Annotated in this window: 17 protein-coding genes and 1 pseudogene; 1 reads left to right on the forward strand and 17 read right to left on the reverse strand. The window is 33.3% G+C overall.

All coding sequences use genetic code 11. The features are described from left to right. Nucleotides 1–45: 45 nt before the first annotated feature. The 10 genes from BAU23_RS14410 to BAU23_RS14455 all read right to left on the reverse strand — a co-directional run bounded on the left by BAU23_RS14410 (nucleotide 46) and on the right by BAU23_RS14455 (nucleotide 11360). Nucleotides 46–1242, reverse strand: coding sequence for a glycosyltransferase (locus BAU23_RS14410; RefSeq protein WP_000651828.1), 1197 nt, complete (start codon nucleotides 1240–1242; stop codon nucleotides 46–48). Between the two features lie 9 nt (nucleotides 1243–1251). Further along, on the reverse strand, nucleotides 1252–1992 hold the full coding sequence (locus BAU23_RS14415; RefSeq protein WP_000885932.1) for a glycosyltransferase family 32 protein: 741 nt from the start codon (nucleotides 1990–1992) through the stop codon (nucleotides 1252–1254). 103 nt (nucleotides 1993–2095) lie between these two features. After that, on the reverse strand, nucleotides 2096–3169 hold the full coding sequence (locus tag BAU23_RS14420; protein WP_000469601.1) for an EpsG family protein: 1074 nt from the start codon (nucleotides 3167–3169) through the stop codon (nucleotides 2096–2098). 150 nt (nucleotides 3170–3319) lie between these two features. After that, nucleotides 3320–4222: a glycosyltransferase family A protein gene (locus tag BAU23_RS14425; RefSeq protein ID WP_070145562.1), complete on the reverse strand. Its 903-nt coding sequence runs from the start codon at nucleotides 4220–4222 to the stop codon at nucleotides 3320–3322. A 30-nt stretch (nucleotides 4223–4252) separates the two neighbouring features. After that, a complete protein-coding gene (locus BAU23_RS14430; RefSeq protein WP_016130947.1) occupies nucleotides 4253–5344 on the reverse strand; it encodes a hypothetical protein in 1092 nt (363 codons plus the stop codon). A gap of 57 nt (nucleotides 5345–5401) precedes the next feature. Continuing rightward, nucleotides 5402–6502, reverse strand: coding sequence for a glycosyltransferase family 1 protein (locus BAU23_RS14435; RefSeq protein ID WP_000340571.1), 1101 nt, complete (start codon nucleotides 6500–6502; stop codon nucleotides 5402–5404). Next, nucleotides 6487–7641 (reverse strand): glycosyltransferase family 4 protein, encoded by a 1155-nt coding sequence (locus BAU23_RS14440; protein WP_071734719.1) that lies wholly within the window; start codon nucleotides 7639–7641, stop codon nucleotides 6487–6489. The genes BAU23_RS14435 and BAU23_RS14440 overlap by 16 nt, the downstream gene beginning before the upstream one ends. 115 nt (nucleotides 7642–7756) lie before the next feature. Beyond that, entirely contained in the window at nucleotides 7757–9571 is a 1815-nt protein-coding gene (locus BAU23_RS14445; RefSeq protein ID WP_071734720.1) for a polysaccharide biosynthesis protein, read from the reverse strand. A gap of 441 nt (nucleotides 9572–10012) precedes the next feature. Further along, complete coding sequence (locus tag BAU23_RS14450) at nucleotides 10013–10672, reverse strand: CpsD/CapB family tyrosine-protein kinase (protein ID WP_000581658.1); 660 nt, start codon at nucleotides 10670–10672, stop codon at nucleotides 10013–10015. Beyond that, nucleotides 10662–11360 (reverse strand): YveK family protein, encoded by a 699-nt coding sequence (locus BAU23_RS14455; protein WP_000409967.1) that lies wholly within the window; start codon nucleotides 11358–11360, stop codon nucleotides 10662–10664. Before BAU23_RS14455 ends, BAU23_RS14450 begins: the two co-directional genes overlap by 11 nt. Nucleotides 11361–11730: 370 nt before the next feature. Between BAU23_RS14455 and BAU23_RS29810 the strand changes: the two are divergent. After that, nucleotides 11731–11846, forward strand: a pseudogene (locus tag BAU23_RS29810) (transposase); the annotation flags it as partial. Between the two features lie 192 nt (nucleotides 11847–12038). Here BAU23_RS29810 and galU read toward each other — a convergent pair. The 7 genes from galU to BAU23_RS14490 form a co-directional block, all read right to left on the reverse strand. Continuing rightward, on the reverse strand, nucleotides 12039–12920 hold the full coding sequence (gene galU, locus BAU23_RS14460) for a UTP--glucose-1-phosphate uridylyltransferase GalU (RefSeq protein WP_000757802.1): 882 nt from the start codon (nucleotides 12918–12920) through the stop codon (nucleotides 12039–12041). A gap of 236 nt (nucleotides 12921–13156) precedes the next feature. After that, nucleotides 13157–13420 (reverse strand): glycosyltransferase, encoded by a 264-nt coding sequence (locus BAU23_RS29815; protein WP_071734721.1) that lies wholly within the window; start codon nucleotides 13418–13420, stop codon nucleotides 13157–13159. 161 nt (nucleotides 13421–13581) lie between these two features. Then, complete coding sequence (locus BAU23_RS29820; RefSeq protein WP_071734722.1) at nucleotides 13582–13827, reverse strand: glycosyltransferase family protein; 246 nt, start codon at nucleotides 13825–13827, stop codon at nucleotides 13582–13584. 459 nt (nucleotides 13828–14286) lie between these two features. Then, nucleotides 14287–15288 carry a rod shape-determining protein gene (gene mreB / locus BAU23_RS14475; protein ID WP_000457994.1) on the reverse strand — a complete coding sequence of 334 codons (1002 nt, stop codon included), beginning with the start codon at nucleotides 15286–15288 and terminating at the stop codon, nucleotides 14287–14289. A 161-nt stretch (nucleotides 15289–15449) separates the two neighbouring features. Beyond that, complete coding sequence (spoIIID, locus tag BAU23_RS14480) at nucleotides 15450–15722, reverse strand: sporulation transcriptional regulator SpoIIID (protein WP_000544010.1); 273 nt, start codon at nucleotides 15720–15722, stop codon at nucleotides 15450–15452. Between the two features lie 309 nt (nucleotides 15723–16031). Further along, nucleotides 16032–16166 (reverse strand): hypothetical protein, encoded by a 135-nt coding sequence (locus BAU23_RS14485; protein WP_044738197.1) that lies wholly within the window; start codon nucleotides 16164–16166, stop codon nucleotides 16032–16034. Between the two features lie 140 nt (nucleotides 16167–16306). Further along, nucleotides 16307–17230 carry a stage II sporulation protein SpoIIQ gene (locus BAU23_RS14490; protein ID WP_016130953.1) on the reverse strand — a complete coding sequence of 308 codons (924 nt, stop codon included), beginning with the start codon at nucleotides 17228–17230 and terminating at the stop codon, nucleotides 16307–16309. Between the last annotated feature and the right edge of the window lie 50 nt (nucleotides 17231–17280).

Here is a 17280-nt window from a genome sequence, read left to right on the forward strand (position 1 = left end):
ATTTTTTAAAATTTTTGTAGTTGTACCAATACACTTAATAACCTTTTAAGCCTCTATAATTTCATACAACTTATTTAATTCATATTTATTACTATAATCAGTATTACTACAATTGTTAGCTAACTGCTTTCTTACGGTAGCATCCTTATACAATTTTTCTATTCCATCTGCTATTCCTTCAACGGATAATTCCGTAATATATCCGTCAACCCCATTTTTCACTTGACTGTTTGCGGTTGTATAATTTGTAATTAGGACTGGTTTTGCAAGTATCTGAGCCTCTCCTACTGTAACAGCTTTTCCCTCATATCTAGATGGTTGGACATATAAATCAGCTTCTTTTATATATGGATATGGATTGATTTGCTTTCCTAGCAACACAAAGCTATTTTCTAATTTCAAATCCCTTATTAGATTTTTAATCATTGTTTCGTCTCCACCATATCCAACTACATACCAGGCTATATTCTCATAGCCTTTATCCTTCAATATCCTTAAAGCCCTAACAGCATTATCGATTCCTTTTGCATGAGATAGTCTAGCCACAGTTATAACTTTAAAACGGTTATCAAGAAGCATAGGGGTATCTATTTCTTCATTCGCCATATCTCTAATAAACTGCGGGGAGGTTATATTTTCCATTACTATAACCTTATTTTTTAATGCACTATATTTTTTTAAAAATGAATTTTTGCATGCCTCTGATACAGCTACAATACAATCAAATTTATTCCATACTTTTAAATCCATCTCTATATCTGTCTCAATTGTAGAATAATCTGTATGAATCCATGCTATTTTTTTCTTAGCCTTGACCTTATCTGCTACAAAATAATGTGGCCACAAATAACTAATTGCAACATCATACTCTTTATCTAGTTTAGGTAAAAATGGAATAGCATATTTCCACATTAATTGCATTTGATAATATCCTGTCTCTACTATTCCTTTAGCTTTTCCTGCAAAACGAGTATTTATCTTAGATAAAATTCTAGAAAATCCAATGCCATACTCTTTATCCTTTAATGTTTCTCCGATTGACTTCCTAAAGGTGGTGTATTGTGGAATTTCTTCTAATAAATTTACCTTGTTACAAACTAATTCCATAAAATCCCCTTGATGCCTATACAGCATTAAATCAACAGCGTATTTTTTGTAATCAAAACCCTCAAGCATACTTATAAGGCTTCTTTCTACCCCTCCAACTTCCATATCAAATGAGGCCACCAGTATATCCTTCATATATGCCTCCTAATTTTTTGTAACAAATTTTCTTATCCGCGCTATATTTTCTCCACCTATAACCTTAGATGCTAACAGTTTTAAACCACTCTTCAATCTTGCTTTAGGTGGTAACCAACTTTTATAAAAATGATGCATTGCATATGTATTTGGAGTAATAAATTTTCTACAGTTAATATAATCATATGGAGAAAAATATGTTTGAGGATAGAAGGCTCCTATCCCACTTATTTCTTGATATTTTCCATTCAACTGTAATCCTTTATTTTTTAGTATCTCGCTTATAATGGCCACATTGGTTAAACTGTCATACTTTCCGTCCTCTTTAATAAAACTTTTTTCTTCGTATGAATCTAGAAACATTCTTATTAACACATTTCCTTTAGTCGCTCCTATTGTACTTGTAGCTATATAGTTCTCTTGTTCAAATCCCCAAAATGAATCATGATGTAGCATATCATCAAAAGATTTGAATACCTCCACATCCGTATCTAAGTAAATTCCTCCAAATTTATAAAGAGCGTATACTCTTACATAATCACTTACAAATGCAAATTTTTTGTATTCATAGGCTTCCTTGACATATAAATTACAATTTATATCAAAATTATCTTCATTCCACTCAATTATTTCATAACCAGCTAAATTCTCTTTCCAGCTATCTATACATTTTTTTACTATTATAGGTTTTTCTCCTTTACCAAACCAACAATAGTGAATGGTGCGTGGAATCTTTTCTGTAAATGCCAACTCAGTATCCCCTTTCTAAACTATATAGAATAATATACCTATACACCTAAATTTCCATATTTCATTGATCAACTAGTCATTAACATATTTCACCTTAAAAAACTTAGAAATTTAAAAAATTACTTTTATAAATAATGTTTAATGTTATTACATTCTCGTATGCATAGAAAATAAAATAAAATACTAATATTGCATAATAAACTAGTTTTTGGTCTTTATCAGTAAATAATTTTATAATCCATGAAATTAAAATTAATTGGTATAATCCAAAATATATAGAAAATCTTGCAAAAATCCAATTTTGTGTTGAAATTATCATGAATACAAGTCCTAATATAGACATATTTACTACATAGTCACTTTTAGGAAATATTTCCCTAAGTTTCTCTCTTCCAATGTAAGCAATAATAATTGGAGGAATATTAACTCCAACTCTAAGTATATTTGCTCCGCCCTCAGAAAAGTTCTTGTAATCTCCATACTGACTATCTCCTATGACTGAAAATAACGTATCTAAAAATTGATTAAACCCTATAACTATGAATACAGAGCAAAAAAGGGTTACATACGTTTCCCATGACCATGCTTTTCTCCTAATCATAAAATATATTGGAATAAGGATAAGTGCAGTTTGATGTATTGTTGATGCAAATAGAATAATTAGAATATACTTTTTCCAGTTACCTTCAAATATATATTTTGTTGCAGCAAAAATAATTGCTGCTGCAAGAAATTGCCTTATCCCATTCATTGATATTAAATACATTCCACCTGTTATATATACATATAAACTTAATTCGAACATTCTTGTATATTTATATAAAACCAACACAATAAGTACATTTGTTATTAGTGCCGTTACAAAAATCAATATTTGAGGGTCATTAGAGAACTGTTTTAAAATCATCTGAAGCACATTAAAACCCATATCTTTTCCTTCTTTTATATGTTCCCAATCAAACGTATCTTTTTTATAAGAATACATATAAAAAAAAGTATCCCCGATATTATTACGGAGACCAGACACCATTACAAGAATAACTATTGTTAAAAATACTAACAGCTTATTTGGCTTTGATTGAACAATGTGTGGTCCCATTATTACAGGAGTAGAAAAATATCTTGCTAAAAAAGAAAGAATATAAACTAAGACCAGCGTAACCCAAAATATAAACATTTTTAAATTCCTTTCATATTATAGATTGTAAATATAAAACTCTTTGCTATTCTTTAACCAAATAATTCAATAATATAGCCTATCAGTCCTATATTTCTCTTACAATCTAAATACATGTGACAATAAAATACATAGTTAATTAAAGACCTACTATTTATTTTTCAAAACAGTAGCTTTACTCGTCTTTTGAATATAAAAATGAAGCATAATCCCAAAAGGTGTAGCCACCAAAGTAATAAGCTTACATGGGGACTCAATAAGAAATTTATAGTTTTTGATCATCAAGTTGCTAGATACATAATGTATAGATTCTCGAAATTTTTCTTTTAATGTAGGAGCATATTTCATAGCAACTTTTCTAAAGAATGAGAACCCTTGGGGGTTTTTTCTATATTGCTTAATAATGTTCATGCTAGATCCATCTGCTAAATACTCAACATGACAAAGAACTTTATTCATGATGAGTAAAGGCTGCTCTTGATCAATAAGAATATATTTATAACTTAAAGGACAGTACTTTTCGCCCGGAAATATTGGATATGGTGGGGTTTTTCGTGTTAACTCTGATCGATAAACTAACTTTTTATCACCTGTGACTTTATATTTCGCATGCAAATCTGTCAGTTTAGATTCCTTCACATGTTCCGGCATCATCGTTCCAATAACTTTTCCATTTGGATTAGCGTCTAATCCTATTATGCCAGCGTAATCATTACTTCCATACTCCTTCCAAAAACGAGTGATATTTTCAACGGCATCATCCGCCATATAATCATCAGAATCAATACAAACATTAAGTTCCGTATCAATTAATTCGTAAGCAGTATTATGTGCCCCGTGCATTCCCTGATTCTCTTGATAATGATACTGAATTGAGATACTGCCTTGGGAAATCCAATTTTCTATTAACTCTCTTGTGTCATCTGTAGATCCATCATCAATAATTAACCAAACAAAATCCTTACTTGTCTGTCGCTTTAAACTTTCATAACATAAATGCAGCGTGTAAGCACGGTTAAATGTAGGTGTAAAAATTGTAAGAGTAGGTTTCAATTTACATCTCTCCATCAATCATCTAATCTATTAAAATTCATTCCCTAATATTGTTAATATACTATTTAATACTAATCTATCAGGTCTTACATATTCATGGTAATATCTATAATTGTTAATCATCATTTGATATCTATAATTTTCATCATTTGATAAAGTATATATTTGATTTATACATTCTTCTGGTGTTTTAAAAACAAGATAATTTTGACCATCACGAAAATCACCTGGGACTTCATAATGTAATTCTTCTGTTACTATAGCCTTGCTTGCTGCAACATACTCTGCAAATTTCCAACCAATAGATTGATGTAATCCCATAGTTGCAATACAAATTGCAGATTCTTTTACCTTTCTTAGGTAATTATTCCGCTCAGTAGCTTTTCCGTCTTCTATAACAATATCTGCATAATTTTTATATGCAAATTCTGATGGTGCTACTCCTCCATAAAATTTATCTCCAAACTCTTTTCGACAAAGTCTAATGCATGTTGCTCGAAAATCATTAATATATGCACGTTCTTCCTTTTTATTCGAAGAAATTTGCCCTTCATAATCTCCATTTACATCCCATAACCTAGCCATAAAAAGAATTTTTGAATCTATTTCTTTATGAGGTATATCTTCAAAAGAATTAATACGATATAAACCATTGTAATATTGAGACAACGGAACCTTCCGTATTACTTTCTTAATTTTCTCCCTAAGTGGATCTTGAGGCATCGGTGAATGCGCAATATTTCCAGGTATTGTAACCATATAATTTAATCCAAGAGGATAAATTTTTTCCTTATGCCTTAACTTTGAATTATAAAAACTATTAAAACTTCGCTTAAAGTAAAAGTCGTATTTTTCTAACAATACATTCATAAACTCAACATAATCCTGATTTTGCTTAAGCAAATTATCATAACCATCATTAACATCATATAACACTCGAGTTTTCCCGTTGATTATAACTTCCATCATATTATAAGGTAATTGATCTTGATGATTCTTACTAAGTTTCTCTATCCTCAAGTCTATTACTCCTTGTTGAGCAAGTAGAACAAAACCTGCAGTTATATTATAGAGATGCAGCGGAACTTCTCCTAGCCTAAGACAACATGAAACTCTTGACATCATTGTGCTCCTTTTTAATCCTTTAGACATTATTTAAAATATAGAAGTTACTATTAATTAAAGCGCTTGAAGATAAAAATTCTCAAGCCAAGTAGCCGATTCACTTATATCATATCCTTCTTTCTTGATATATCCTTCTACATCTTGCATACGTTTATTGACATCCAATATATCCTGCGCCCATATTTCGGGAGAGGTATTTATGCTTTCAAAACTCACTAGACCTGCTCCCATGTCTACTTCTTTAGTTATCGCATCCGAGATTACACAAGATAACCCAGCTCCTTGCGCTTCTATAAGAGTAACAGGCAATCCTTCATGAATGGATGGGAATGCAAATACATCAAAAGCTTGAAGTAAATGGTCGATATCGCTCCTTATGCCAAGAAACTTTACATTAGCCCCTAAATTTAATTCTTCCACTTTTTGTTCAATCTTTAACCGTAACGGACCATCCCCCACCAAAACAAGAACGGAATCTCTTCTAAGTTTAACTAACTGAGCAAACACTTCGATAAGGAATCCATGATTTTTTTGATGCGCAAACCTTCCTACATGCCCTACTACAAAGTTATCAACTGTAAGATTTAGTTCCTCTCGTATCTGTTTTCTAATTTCGGGGGAAAATGAAAACTTTTCAGGCTCAATTCCATTTTTTAAAATCGTGGCAGTATCTGTTTTACCTGCAAATAACCAGCGAGATGCTGCATCCGAACATGCTAAAAGATGTGTCGCACTTCGTAATATATACTTCCCTGCATACCACTTATATACTTTCGCAGCAACTCCACCTTCACTGCTAGTATTGTGACTATGTGCGATACGAACTGGTATACCGGCTTTCTTAGCTGCACGTAACACAAATCCACTCATCTTATCCATGTGTGAGTGTACAATCATATATTCTTGATGAGATTCAAAAAAATTATCTAAAGACTTTATGTATTCGTTATGACCACCATCAGTAATATATGGAATCCTGTGCACTTTCCCACCTAATTCCGATATTTCTGTATCGAAAACACCTTCCTTACAAGTAAGAAAATCAAACTGCACTTTATTTCGATCTATATTCCGGTACAAGTTCATAATAAGGGTTTCTGCACCACCACGGTTCATATTGACTACAACATGTAAGATTCTTAATGGACAATCCAATCTAACGCCTCCGTTCTACTCATAAACATGGTGTAAATATAGCTCTTTTCTTCTAATACTTTATTGACGGCATAATTATTTTTAATAATCTCACGACCAGACTCTCCGAATATGCCTTGTAAGCTACTATTTTCAGCAAGATATTTTATCTTTTCTGCCATTGTCTGTATGTCTTCACGACCTACTGTCCAACCATTTACACCATTTTGAATTAACTCTTTATGGCCCCTGTTCTCACTGGCTATAACAGGCAATCCGCAAGCCATCGCTTCCATAATATTAACTGGTAACCCCTCACGTAGACTGGATGCAACAGAAATATCACAAATAGGTAAAATTTTTGCAATATCATTCCTATAACCAAGGAAATCTATCATTTCAAATACACCCATTTGTTTAGCTAAATTTTTGCAATCATTTATCAAAGGACCATTCCCAGCGAATAGAAGCCTCGCATTGGGAACATGATCTTTTATTAAGGCCAATGAACGAATCAAAAACTGCTGATTTTTATTTTTATTAAACTCAGCCGCATAAAACATTAAAAAATCATCCGGTTTATAACCCATCTCAATCCTTAGACAATTCTTTTGAGCCTCACTAACTGGTTTAAAATATTCTGTGTCCACTCCCACCCCATGAATTTGTTCAATTTTAGGTACTTTAAACTTTCGCTGAACAGCCAAGTTATAATCTTCTTGGTTAATTGTAATGAGGCAATCTGTATAATTTGCTAGCACTTTTTCAATTGGATAATATAACAGCCAATTTGCAAGCGGGGCACCTTTACAAAAATGAAATCCATGCGCAGTATATAAAACTTTTGTTCCATGCTTTCTAGACTTTCTTGCTGCCAAACGTGCAACGGCTCCCCCCATCGGGGTATGGCAATGAATAATTTTATATTGATTTTCATCAATAATATCTTTCAGCTCTTTATAAGCCTTAATATTCTTAAATTGCAAAGGTGACCTTTGAATAGAAATGTCATACTTCTTATCCACATATGGAAGTTCCATGTTGCCAGCAGCAGCAACATGGACTTCCCAGCCTTGTTCTTTAAACCATTTCATATACGGCAAATGAAATGCTTTAAAGTGAAAGTCTACCGTCGCACAAAATAATACTTTATTTTCCATATATATCACCCTACAATTGTTATATTGTAACTAACCACCTGTTCATACTTCATTCTCATTTCTCTACATAGTAAAACATAAGTCTAAGCATATATATGCAGATCAAAATCCATATTTACATCATATTTTGTGGAGTTATATGACTATTTGCCAATGTCAATACACGTTTTCTTAATTCCGTCTTCTCCAGATTCTTATAAGTTTGGAGAACTGATTCAATTTCGTTTATACAAAGGTTCGATGTTTTACCTATATAAATTTTAGGATGAATTTGTTGTTCATGTATTTCTTCTTTTTTCAATAGTTCTTCAAAGAGCTTCTCTCCAGGTCTTATTCCAGTAAACTCTATTTGTATTTCTTCTAGCGAATTTCCTGATAATGTAATTAAATTTTTCGCAAGATCTACTATTTTCACAGGATCTCCCATATCTAATACAAATATTTCTCCTCCTTTAGCTAATGCACCAGCCTGTATTACAAGCTTGGATGCCTCTGGAATTGTCATAAAGTAACGAATCATATCTGGATGTGTAACCGTAACTGGACCACCTTGCTTAATTTGTTTTTTAAACAACGGTATAACACTACCGCGGCTTCCTAATACATTACCAAATCTTACAGCCACAAACTTTGTATTACTTGTTTTGTCCAAGTTTTGAATTACCATTTCAGCAAGCCTTTTTGTTGCTCCCATTACACTTGTCGGATTCACAGCTTTATCTGTAGAAATCATTACAAACGTCTCGACCTCATTCCAGCTTGCCGCTTTTGCCACGTTTGTTGTCCCAATTAAATTGTTTTTGATAGCTTCTTCGGGGTTACGTTCCATCAATGGTACATGCTTATGTGCAGCGGCATGATAAACAACTTGAGGCTGATATTGACTCATTACTGACATCATTTTCAGATCATCCTGTACATCAGCAATTTCTGTGGTAACGACAATATCTGTGTCACCGTATAGCTCTTTCAATTCCATTTCGATAGAATAAATACTATTTTCACCATGACCTAATAAAATCAATTGTTTTGGGTTGAATTTTGCAATTTGACGACAAATTTCAGATCCAATTGAACCACCAGCACCAGTTACTAAAATAATTTTATTAGTAATAAATTCTGAAATACTTTCAATATCCAATTCAACAGGATCACGTCCTAATAAATCGTCTACTTGGACATCACGAAATTCATTCACTGAAACTTTTCCAGTCACTAAATCCTCTAGCATTGGAAGAATTTGTGTTTTTACTTTTGTCTTGGAACATTCTTGAAAAATCATATTTAATGCTTTCTTGCTAAGTGAGGGAATTGCTATTATGATGCTATCGATATCTAATTGCTGAACAGCAAATTCAATACGATCAATTCCTCCAACTACCGGTATTCCAAGAATATCCAAACCTTGTTTCTTTATATTATCATCTATAAATACCACAGGCAGTAATTCAGTATCATTACTATTCAAAAGTTGCCTTACAACCATTGTACCTGCAGAACCCGCACCAATAATTAGTGTTCTTTTTTTGTCGTCCCCTTTTTGAATATAAGCATCTCTGAACATCCGCCATAGAAAACGTGATCCTCCAATCAGTAAAATATGAATCATCCAAGTTACAACAAGAAGACGGAAATAAATATCTTGAACCAATATTTGTTGTACTACTGCTGTTGTGATAACAGAAAGTGTGATTGCTTTTAAAATAATTAGCAATTCCCCTACACTTGCATACTCCCATGCTTTTTTATAAAGCTTATAAATAAACGAAAAAATATGATGGCTAAGTAGCAGCGTCATTGCACTCACTACGATGGGAAATGTTATGACATTGAAATCAGCACTTACCAAGAAGCGACTAAAGAAAACCGTAGTTAATACGATTAAGGAATCAATTAAAATTAATAAGGATAATCTCTGACGATATGTCATAATAGGCCCCCCTCTCTAAATTTTTTATATATAACAAAAGGAAATCCTCATAATTGTTATCTTAGAATTAAAAGATTTATATATTGAATATGTCTAGCTAAACATATAGACAAGGAAAATAATCAATAACCAACTAATACAAAGTTCCTATCTACAAAATCCTTTAGAAAGACTTTCTAGACAAGAACCTCAAATAAGTTTGGGCATCTAACCCTCCCTCACACCACACTCTTGACGACTAACGTCTAAGGTTCTTCAACCCACAGTATGATCGAGTGTCTCCATTGATAGTGGTAAGGAGACATCACCGTACCCTATAATTTTTTATAGGTGGTCTTTCATTCTCTACTATAAAACATATGAAAAGCTTCTCATCCTTACGTCACCCATTAGGAAAGCGCTGTATTATCATTTTATGTATAATCAATTCTAATAAATCTCTTATACTTTTTTATTTAGAATAGCCCCTACAAGCTTTCCTTTTGTTAAATCTAAGGCCCTATTCGCTTCAACAACTGCTTCACTAGCAGTTTGATAGCAACTTAACACCAATAATACCCCATCACATTGACTAGCTAGTATATTTGTATCTATAACCTCAAGAAGGGGCGGAGAATCAAATAAAATAATGTCATACTGCTCTACGGCTTTGCTAATTAAGTTTTGCATAGATGGTAAACTAAGCATCTCAGCTGGATTATTAACTTCGGGACCACTTGTCAATATATGTACATTTTTGATTTCTGTCTGCATTACCACTTTTTCTAATGCTGATTTTCCCTCCAAAATATTTGTTAATCCAGATTTATTTTCCATCCCAAAAATCGCATGTAGTTCCGGAGTTCGCAAATCCGCATCAACAACTAAGACTTTTTCATCTCGCTGAGCCATAGAAACCGCCAAATTTGCCACAGTGGTGGTTTTACCTTCTCCATATCCAGGAGAAGTAATAATTATAGTTCTTGTTTTGTCCGTGCCGATTGCAAATTGAAGGTTAGTACGAATTGTTCGATATTCCTCAGCCATCTTCGATTTCGGAGCGATATGAGCAATTAAATGACTATTATCAAGGATACGGCTTTGCTTTTTATTATGAATCAAATGTTTTCCCCTCCACTATTACACTTTCTCTCTTACTTGTTTTATCTACTATATTATTTTTCTTCATTTGAGAAACACTTCCTAAAACGGGAACCGGTAATAATTTTTCAATGTTACGTTCCGATTTAATTGTTTCATCAAGAGAATCCAATACAAAGACTACTCCGATACTCAGTATAAGACCGGCAGCCAAGGCCATCTCAATCGCTTTTGCATGATTCAAGTTTATCGGTAAAGGATGCTCTTGTACTTTTGCTTCTGTTAAGATGCGGACATTCGAAAAATTTAGGATAGCATTGGCTTCTTCTTTATAAACATTTGCTGTAGCATTAGCAATTTTGACTGCCTGGGCTGGATTAGTATCCACAGCCGTAATAACAAAAACCTGTGACTCTTCAATCTTTCCAACACTGACCTGTCCGTTCAATGCATCTGCTGATTTTTGCGAATTTAATTGCTGGGCCACTTTCTCTAAAACAATAGGTTCCTTTATCATCACTTTAAGTGTAGCTATAGCATCGGCATTAGCTGGAATGAGGATTCTTGCAGAAGACGCATATAAAGGCGTTTTCATGAAGATGCTATATATACCACCAATACATGCCGCTAATATCGTAATTACTGCAATAATCCAAAATTTTCTTTTTATAACATTAAATAATTTTTTTAAGTCTATTTCCTTTTCCATGTTTCCCCTCCATTACTGTCTATTTGATTAATAAAAAAGCAAATCGTAGGTAAATTAAATCGTATAACCTAAGTTAATTTTGATTATACCGAACATAACTTACTAAATCATAAACAGGATGAATTTTCCGAGTATATATTTTATTCAGAAAATATATACCTTTTTTTCATTAATCTTAATATACTCGATATTCATTTTAGTTCTTGATAATGAACCCGTCAATATAAATTTATACATCAAATCCATCGATTACCTTAGTATATTTAATTCAATTATCCTTATATAAATTCAAAAATAACGGAGTTAGTATAGTCATATGGACACAACTTAGTTAAGTCCTTACAATGGATTTCAAGGAGGCAGTGTCCGGATGACAAACAAGAAATTTAATGAAGAGTTTAAAAAATGGTGGTTGAATTATATCATTCGGGACAATCTGTAAAAGCATTAAGCAGCGAGTATGGCGTATCAGAAGTAACCATTTACAACTGAATTAAATAATGTTCTACAAGTATGATGACCGAAAAAAGAAATATCATTAAAAGGTTAATCCCCAAAACAGATTTACCTTAACTTTTTACCAAGTATATTGACTCTAATTCATAAAAATTTAGCATCCTTTTCTAAAAAAAGACTTCATTTCTAATGAAATAGAAGTCTTTTTTGTGTCGTTAAAACTTAATTATAAACCATTTCGCTTTCTACTAACTTTTTCATATAGTCTAATAGCTCTTTTCTTAGGTTTTCATGTTGCAGTGCCATTTCAACAGTTGTTTGAATAAATCCAAGCTTTTCTCCAACATCATAGCGTATCCCTTCAAAGTCATAAGCAAACACACGTTGGATTTCATTTAAACGCTGAATTGCATCTGTTAACTGAATTTCTCCACCTGCTCCAGTTTGTTGATCTTCTAGGAACATAAATATTTCTGGCGTTAATACGTACCGTCCCATAATTGCTAAATTAGATGGTGCTGTTCCTTTAGCAGGTTTTTCCACAAATTTACTCACTTGATAACTACGATCCTTTTTCTCTAATGGATCAATAATGCCATAACGGTGTGTTTCATTTTCTGGAACCGTTTGAACACCGATTACTGATGATTTTGTTACCTCATATTGATCCATTAATTGACGTAAGCATGGCGTTTCAGCTTGAACAATATCATCGCCAAGTAATACAGCAAATGGTTCATTCCCAATGAATTTACGTGCACACCATACAGCATGTCCTAGACCTTTAGGCTCCTTTTGACGAATATAATGAATATTGATTTTCGAAGACTCTTGTACCTTCTCAAGAATTTCATGCTTTCCTTTTGATAATAGGTTCTGTTCTAATTCAAAAGAATGATCAAAATGATCTTCAATTGCACGTTTTCCTTTTCCCGTTACAATAATAATATCTTCAATTCCAGACTCAATTGCTTCTTCCACAATATACTGAATTGTTGGTTTATCAACAATTGGTAGCATTTCTTTCGGCATAGCCTTTGTCGCCGGTAAAAAACGAGTTCCTAATCCTGCAGCCGGAATAATGGCTTTTCTTACTTTTTTCAATGAAAATCCTCCTAGTAATCTAAAACGTATTTATATAAATCATAAATCTAACCACTAATAAAAAGAAATAGAGAATTTAATTACACTCCTATATAAAATAAATTATCTATATATTTTATATTTTTAATTTTATGATGTCTACCTATTCATATTTCACACGTTATTATTCTATGACTAAAGATATTACTAATACAACATCAATAAAATATTATATCGATATCTCTGTTAATGCCTTCTTATTCTGTTTTATTTTTTTGTACTTGCTCTTCTAAAATATTTTCCCACTTGTCACCAACGACATTAAAAGTATACCCCTCAACATTCTTTTTAGCCTTGTGACCATATTCTTTTCTTAATTCTTCAGATCCTATTAAAGTCATTAATAAATTAGCAAGATCATCAATATTTCCTTCTTCTACAAGCAATCCGTCTTCTTTATTTTTAATTATTTCAACAGGACCTGTACAAGCAAAACTTACAAAAGGAACCCCTACTGACATGGCTTCAATGATCCCCCCCCAAAAGGTTCCTATCTGGAACTTAAAACATAAATTGATGAATTAAGCATCTCACCAATAATATCATTCGTCTTTGGCATTAGAAAAATATTATTATAAGCTTTATGATCAAAAATCTGTTGTCGAAGAAGTTGTTCATCTTCTCACGAACCAAACATTCCCAACTTCCAATCCGGATATTTCTCTATAACTTTAGAAAAAACAGGAACTAAAAGATCGAAATCTTTCTGAGGTACATATCTACCTGCAGCAATCATTACCTTTTTATCCAATCCAGCTGTTTTCTCAGGGATTGCTGTAGCATTTTCTGCTTTATATAACTTTACCCGAGTTCCTTCTAATAGTAATTGATAGTCATTAATTTCTGAATCTGTCAAACAAGTTAACAATCTAATTCCCCATGATATTGACTCAAATCCACATTATCACATTAAAAATTTCCCTTGTTATATTAAATATTGATTCCTTTAAATAAGATCAAATGTACCGTATGTAATTACCTTTTTCATACTTCATTGTCCCCTGTGAAATATTCCCTTTATAATTGGTTAAAGAAAGTAAATTAAAACAGAGATTTCCCCGCATCATGAAATCATAAAAGCCCCTGTAAACCTAAACAAATTTACATATAATTTACATCAGGTTCGCATAAAATTCACAATAGTGATTATCGCATACTTTTCATTTACAAACTATTACCATTAATATGCAGTTTTTGTCATACACACTCTAGGAAAACGCTTTCTTCGTTAGTTCTACAAAGTTCTATTTATCTTCTTCAACTACAAAAAAATCAGGAAGAAAACATCCTCTTCCTGATTTTTACTACTTTTATACGTTTTTGAACCTTATCGTAATGCACGACGTGGTAATTTATCGATGTTTTCTAACATGATACCTGTACCAACAGCAACACATTGCATTGGGTTTTCAGCAATTAATACTGGTAATTTTAACTCTTCTGCTAGAAGCATGTCGATACCGTGTAATAAAGCTCCACCGCCTGTTAGAATAACACCACGGTCAATAATGTCCGCAGATAGTTCTGGTGGTGTGCGCTCTAGTACGCCTTTTGCAGCTTGTACAATGATAGCCGCGTCTTCTTTTAGTGCTTCTGTAATTTCTTCAGAGCATACTGTAATTGTACGTGGTAAACCAGTTACCATGTCACGTCCGCGAATTTCAAGCTCTTCACTACGTGCACCTGGGAATACTGTACCAATTTTAATTTTAATATTTTCTGAAGTACGTTCTCCAATCAATAGCTTATACTTACGTTTAACGTAGTTTAAGATCTCCATATCAAACTTATCGCCAGCCATTTTGATAGAGGAAGAGGTAACAATGTCACCCATAGAAAGTACGGCAATATCTGTTGTACCTCCACCAATATCAACAACCATGTTTCCGCTTGGCTGGAAAATTTCCATACCAGCACCAACTGCGGCTACTTTTGGTTCTTCTTCTAAAAATACTGTTTTACCACCTGAACGTTCAGCAGCCTCACGAATTGCTTTTTGTTCTACAGATGTGATATTTGTTGGGCAGCAAATTAAAATGCGAGGTTTTGAAAAGAAGCTCTTCACGTCCAATTTGTTAATGAAATACTTTAACATTGCTTCTGTAATTTCGAAATCTGCGATTACACCATCTTTAAGCGGACGAATTGCCACAATATTACCAGGTGTACGTCCCACCATACTTCTTGCTTCTTCACCTACTGCTAATACTTTTCCACTATTACGATCAATTGCCACAACAGATGGCTCATTTAATACAACACCCTTACCTTTAACATGAATTAATACGTTAGCCGTACCTAAGTCAATTCCGATATCTCGCGCAAACATTCCCGTCTTTTCCTCCTCGATATTCAAAATCAGGTTACACCCGAATTCTTTTACACCTAATTTCTGATTTTATCATAAATTTAACAGAAACGTAATATTCGCAAAGAGAATTTTTCTGAAAAACATTACCGAATCTGTAAGGAATGTTTGCTGTTTTGCATTTATTGACGTACAGGCTTTTCTATATCTTCTTTTCTATACTTCTGCTTCGTTGCTTCTCCCCCTCTTAAATGACGAATAGACTTATGATAATCAAGAATTTCTTTCACTTCATTTGCGAGCTCTGGATTAATTTCTGGCAAACGTTCTGTTAAATCTTTATGGACTGTACTCTTTGATACCCCAAACTCCTTTGCAATTACACGCACTGTCTTTCTTGTCTCCACGATATACTTGCCAATCTTGATAGTTCTCTCTTTGATGTAATCGTGCACACCACTCGCCTCCCTAAATTGGATGTGAGAAGTGTGAAATGAGACTCGCTGCATACGACTATGAAGTAAATGTGAGTGCTGTTTGTAAGCGTTAAACATTCTTGGATTTATAATGAAAGGATTCACGATTTCTCACCTCAAACACTCTCTTTGCATTGGTTTATACCATTGTATTGCCCGCACTACTGATATATGCTACATGTTCACTATTTTTGCGGACTAAGTTAAGAAAAATTACGTTTTTTTGTGAGAAATACGTTAAAGATGACAATTATAGCGAAAAAAAGTGACACCTCTTTATAAAAGGTGTCACTCTTCTCGATCACAATCTTCTTTCAACAACTGATGGTGGGGAACTTCCTTCTTACCGGCAATATAATAATATAAAGCGAATAAAACAAACAATAAAATAATAGCAATCGACAGAACAGATAAAAATGACACAGTATCCCCTCCCTTTTGTAATATATATTCGAGAATCTCGTCATTTTTCCTTGTTATTGCAACTTTTTTCTCGAAATTGATTATTTTTATATGAAAGTGAAAAAATCAGCTCTCCTAATGAGAACTGATTTTTCACTTTATTATTCTTGTGAAGAAGAACCGTTAGATGATTCTGTAGAACCATTCGTTGATTTTTCTTCTTTTTGAGATTGCTCATCTTGTTTGCCATTCGTTTCTTTATCACTAGTCGAACCGCTTGTTGATTTCTCTTCTTTTTGAGACTTATCTTCTGTTTTACTTTCTGGTTTCGTGCTTGTTGACTTTTCTTCTTTTTGAGATTTGTCATCAGCTTTTTTACCAGAAGCATTTGTCGCCTTTGCAGCACCTGCATCAGCTTTAATTTCTGCTACTGATTTATTTAAATAACGCTCAGGATTCACAGCCACATTGTCTTTACGTACTTCAAAGTGAACGTAAGAACCTGCATCTTTATTCATTGCACTTAGACCTGATTTCCCTAACACTTCACCTTGCGCAACTCTTGCACCTTTTTCTACTTTCACACTGCCTAAGCTTTGATAAGATGCTGCTACACCATTTCCACTATCTACTGTTACAACATAACCAAGAAGTGAATCTTTTTCAGCTTTCGTTACTGTACCACTTAAAGCAGCTGTAACATCAAATTCTTTTCCGTTCTTCGCAGCAATGTCGATTCCTTTATTAGGGGAATATGTGTTGTTATAAAAGACAAGTGCTTTTTCTTGTTCCGCCTCTGATGCTGCATCTTCATAGAATTTCTTCTGTACTACTACTTCTGCATTTGCTGCAGCTGGCATTTTCACTACTTCTGAAGACTTTGTTACTGGTACTGCTGGATCTTCCGTTTGTGTATACGGCGTTGCTTGATCTTGGTTCGGAGCTTTCTTTGGATTAGCTCCTTGGAACCATAGCGCAACCATTAAGATTACCGCTGCACAAGCAATGTATAGTGCCGGAAACACCCATCTTCTTTGAAATAAATGTACTACTTTTCGCGACTTTTTATTATTTCTTCCTCGCATTCCATCATCACCTCAGCAATCATTTTGAACAATATTCAATCATCCTATAC

Source organism: Bacillus nitratireducens (assembly GCF_001884135.1).
GTDB lineage: Bacteria > Bacillota > Bacilli > Bacillales > Bacillaceae_G > Bacillus_A > Bacillus_A nitratireducens.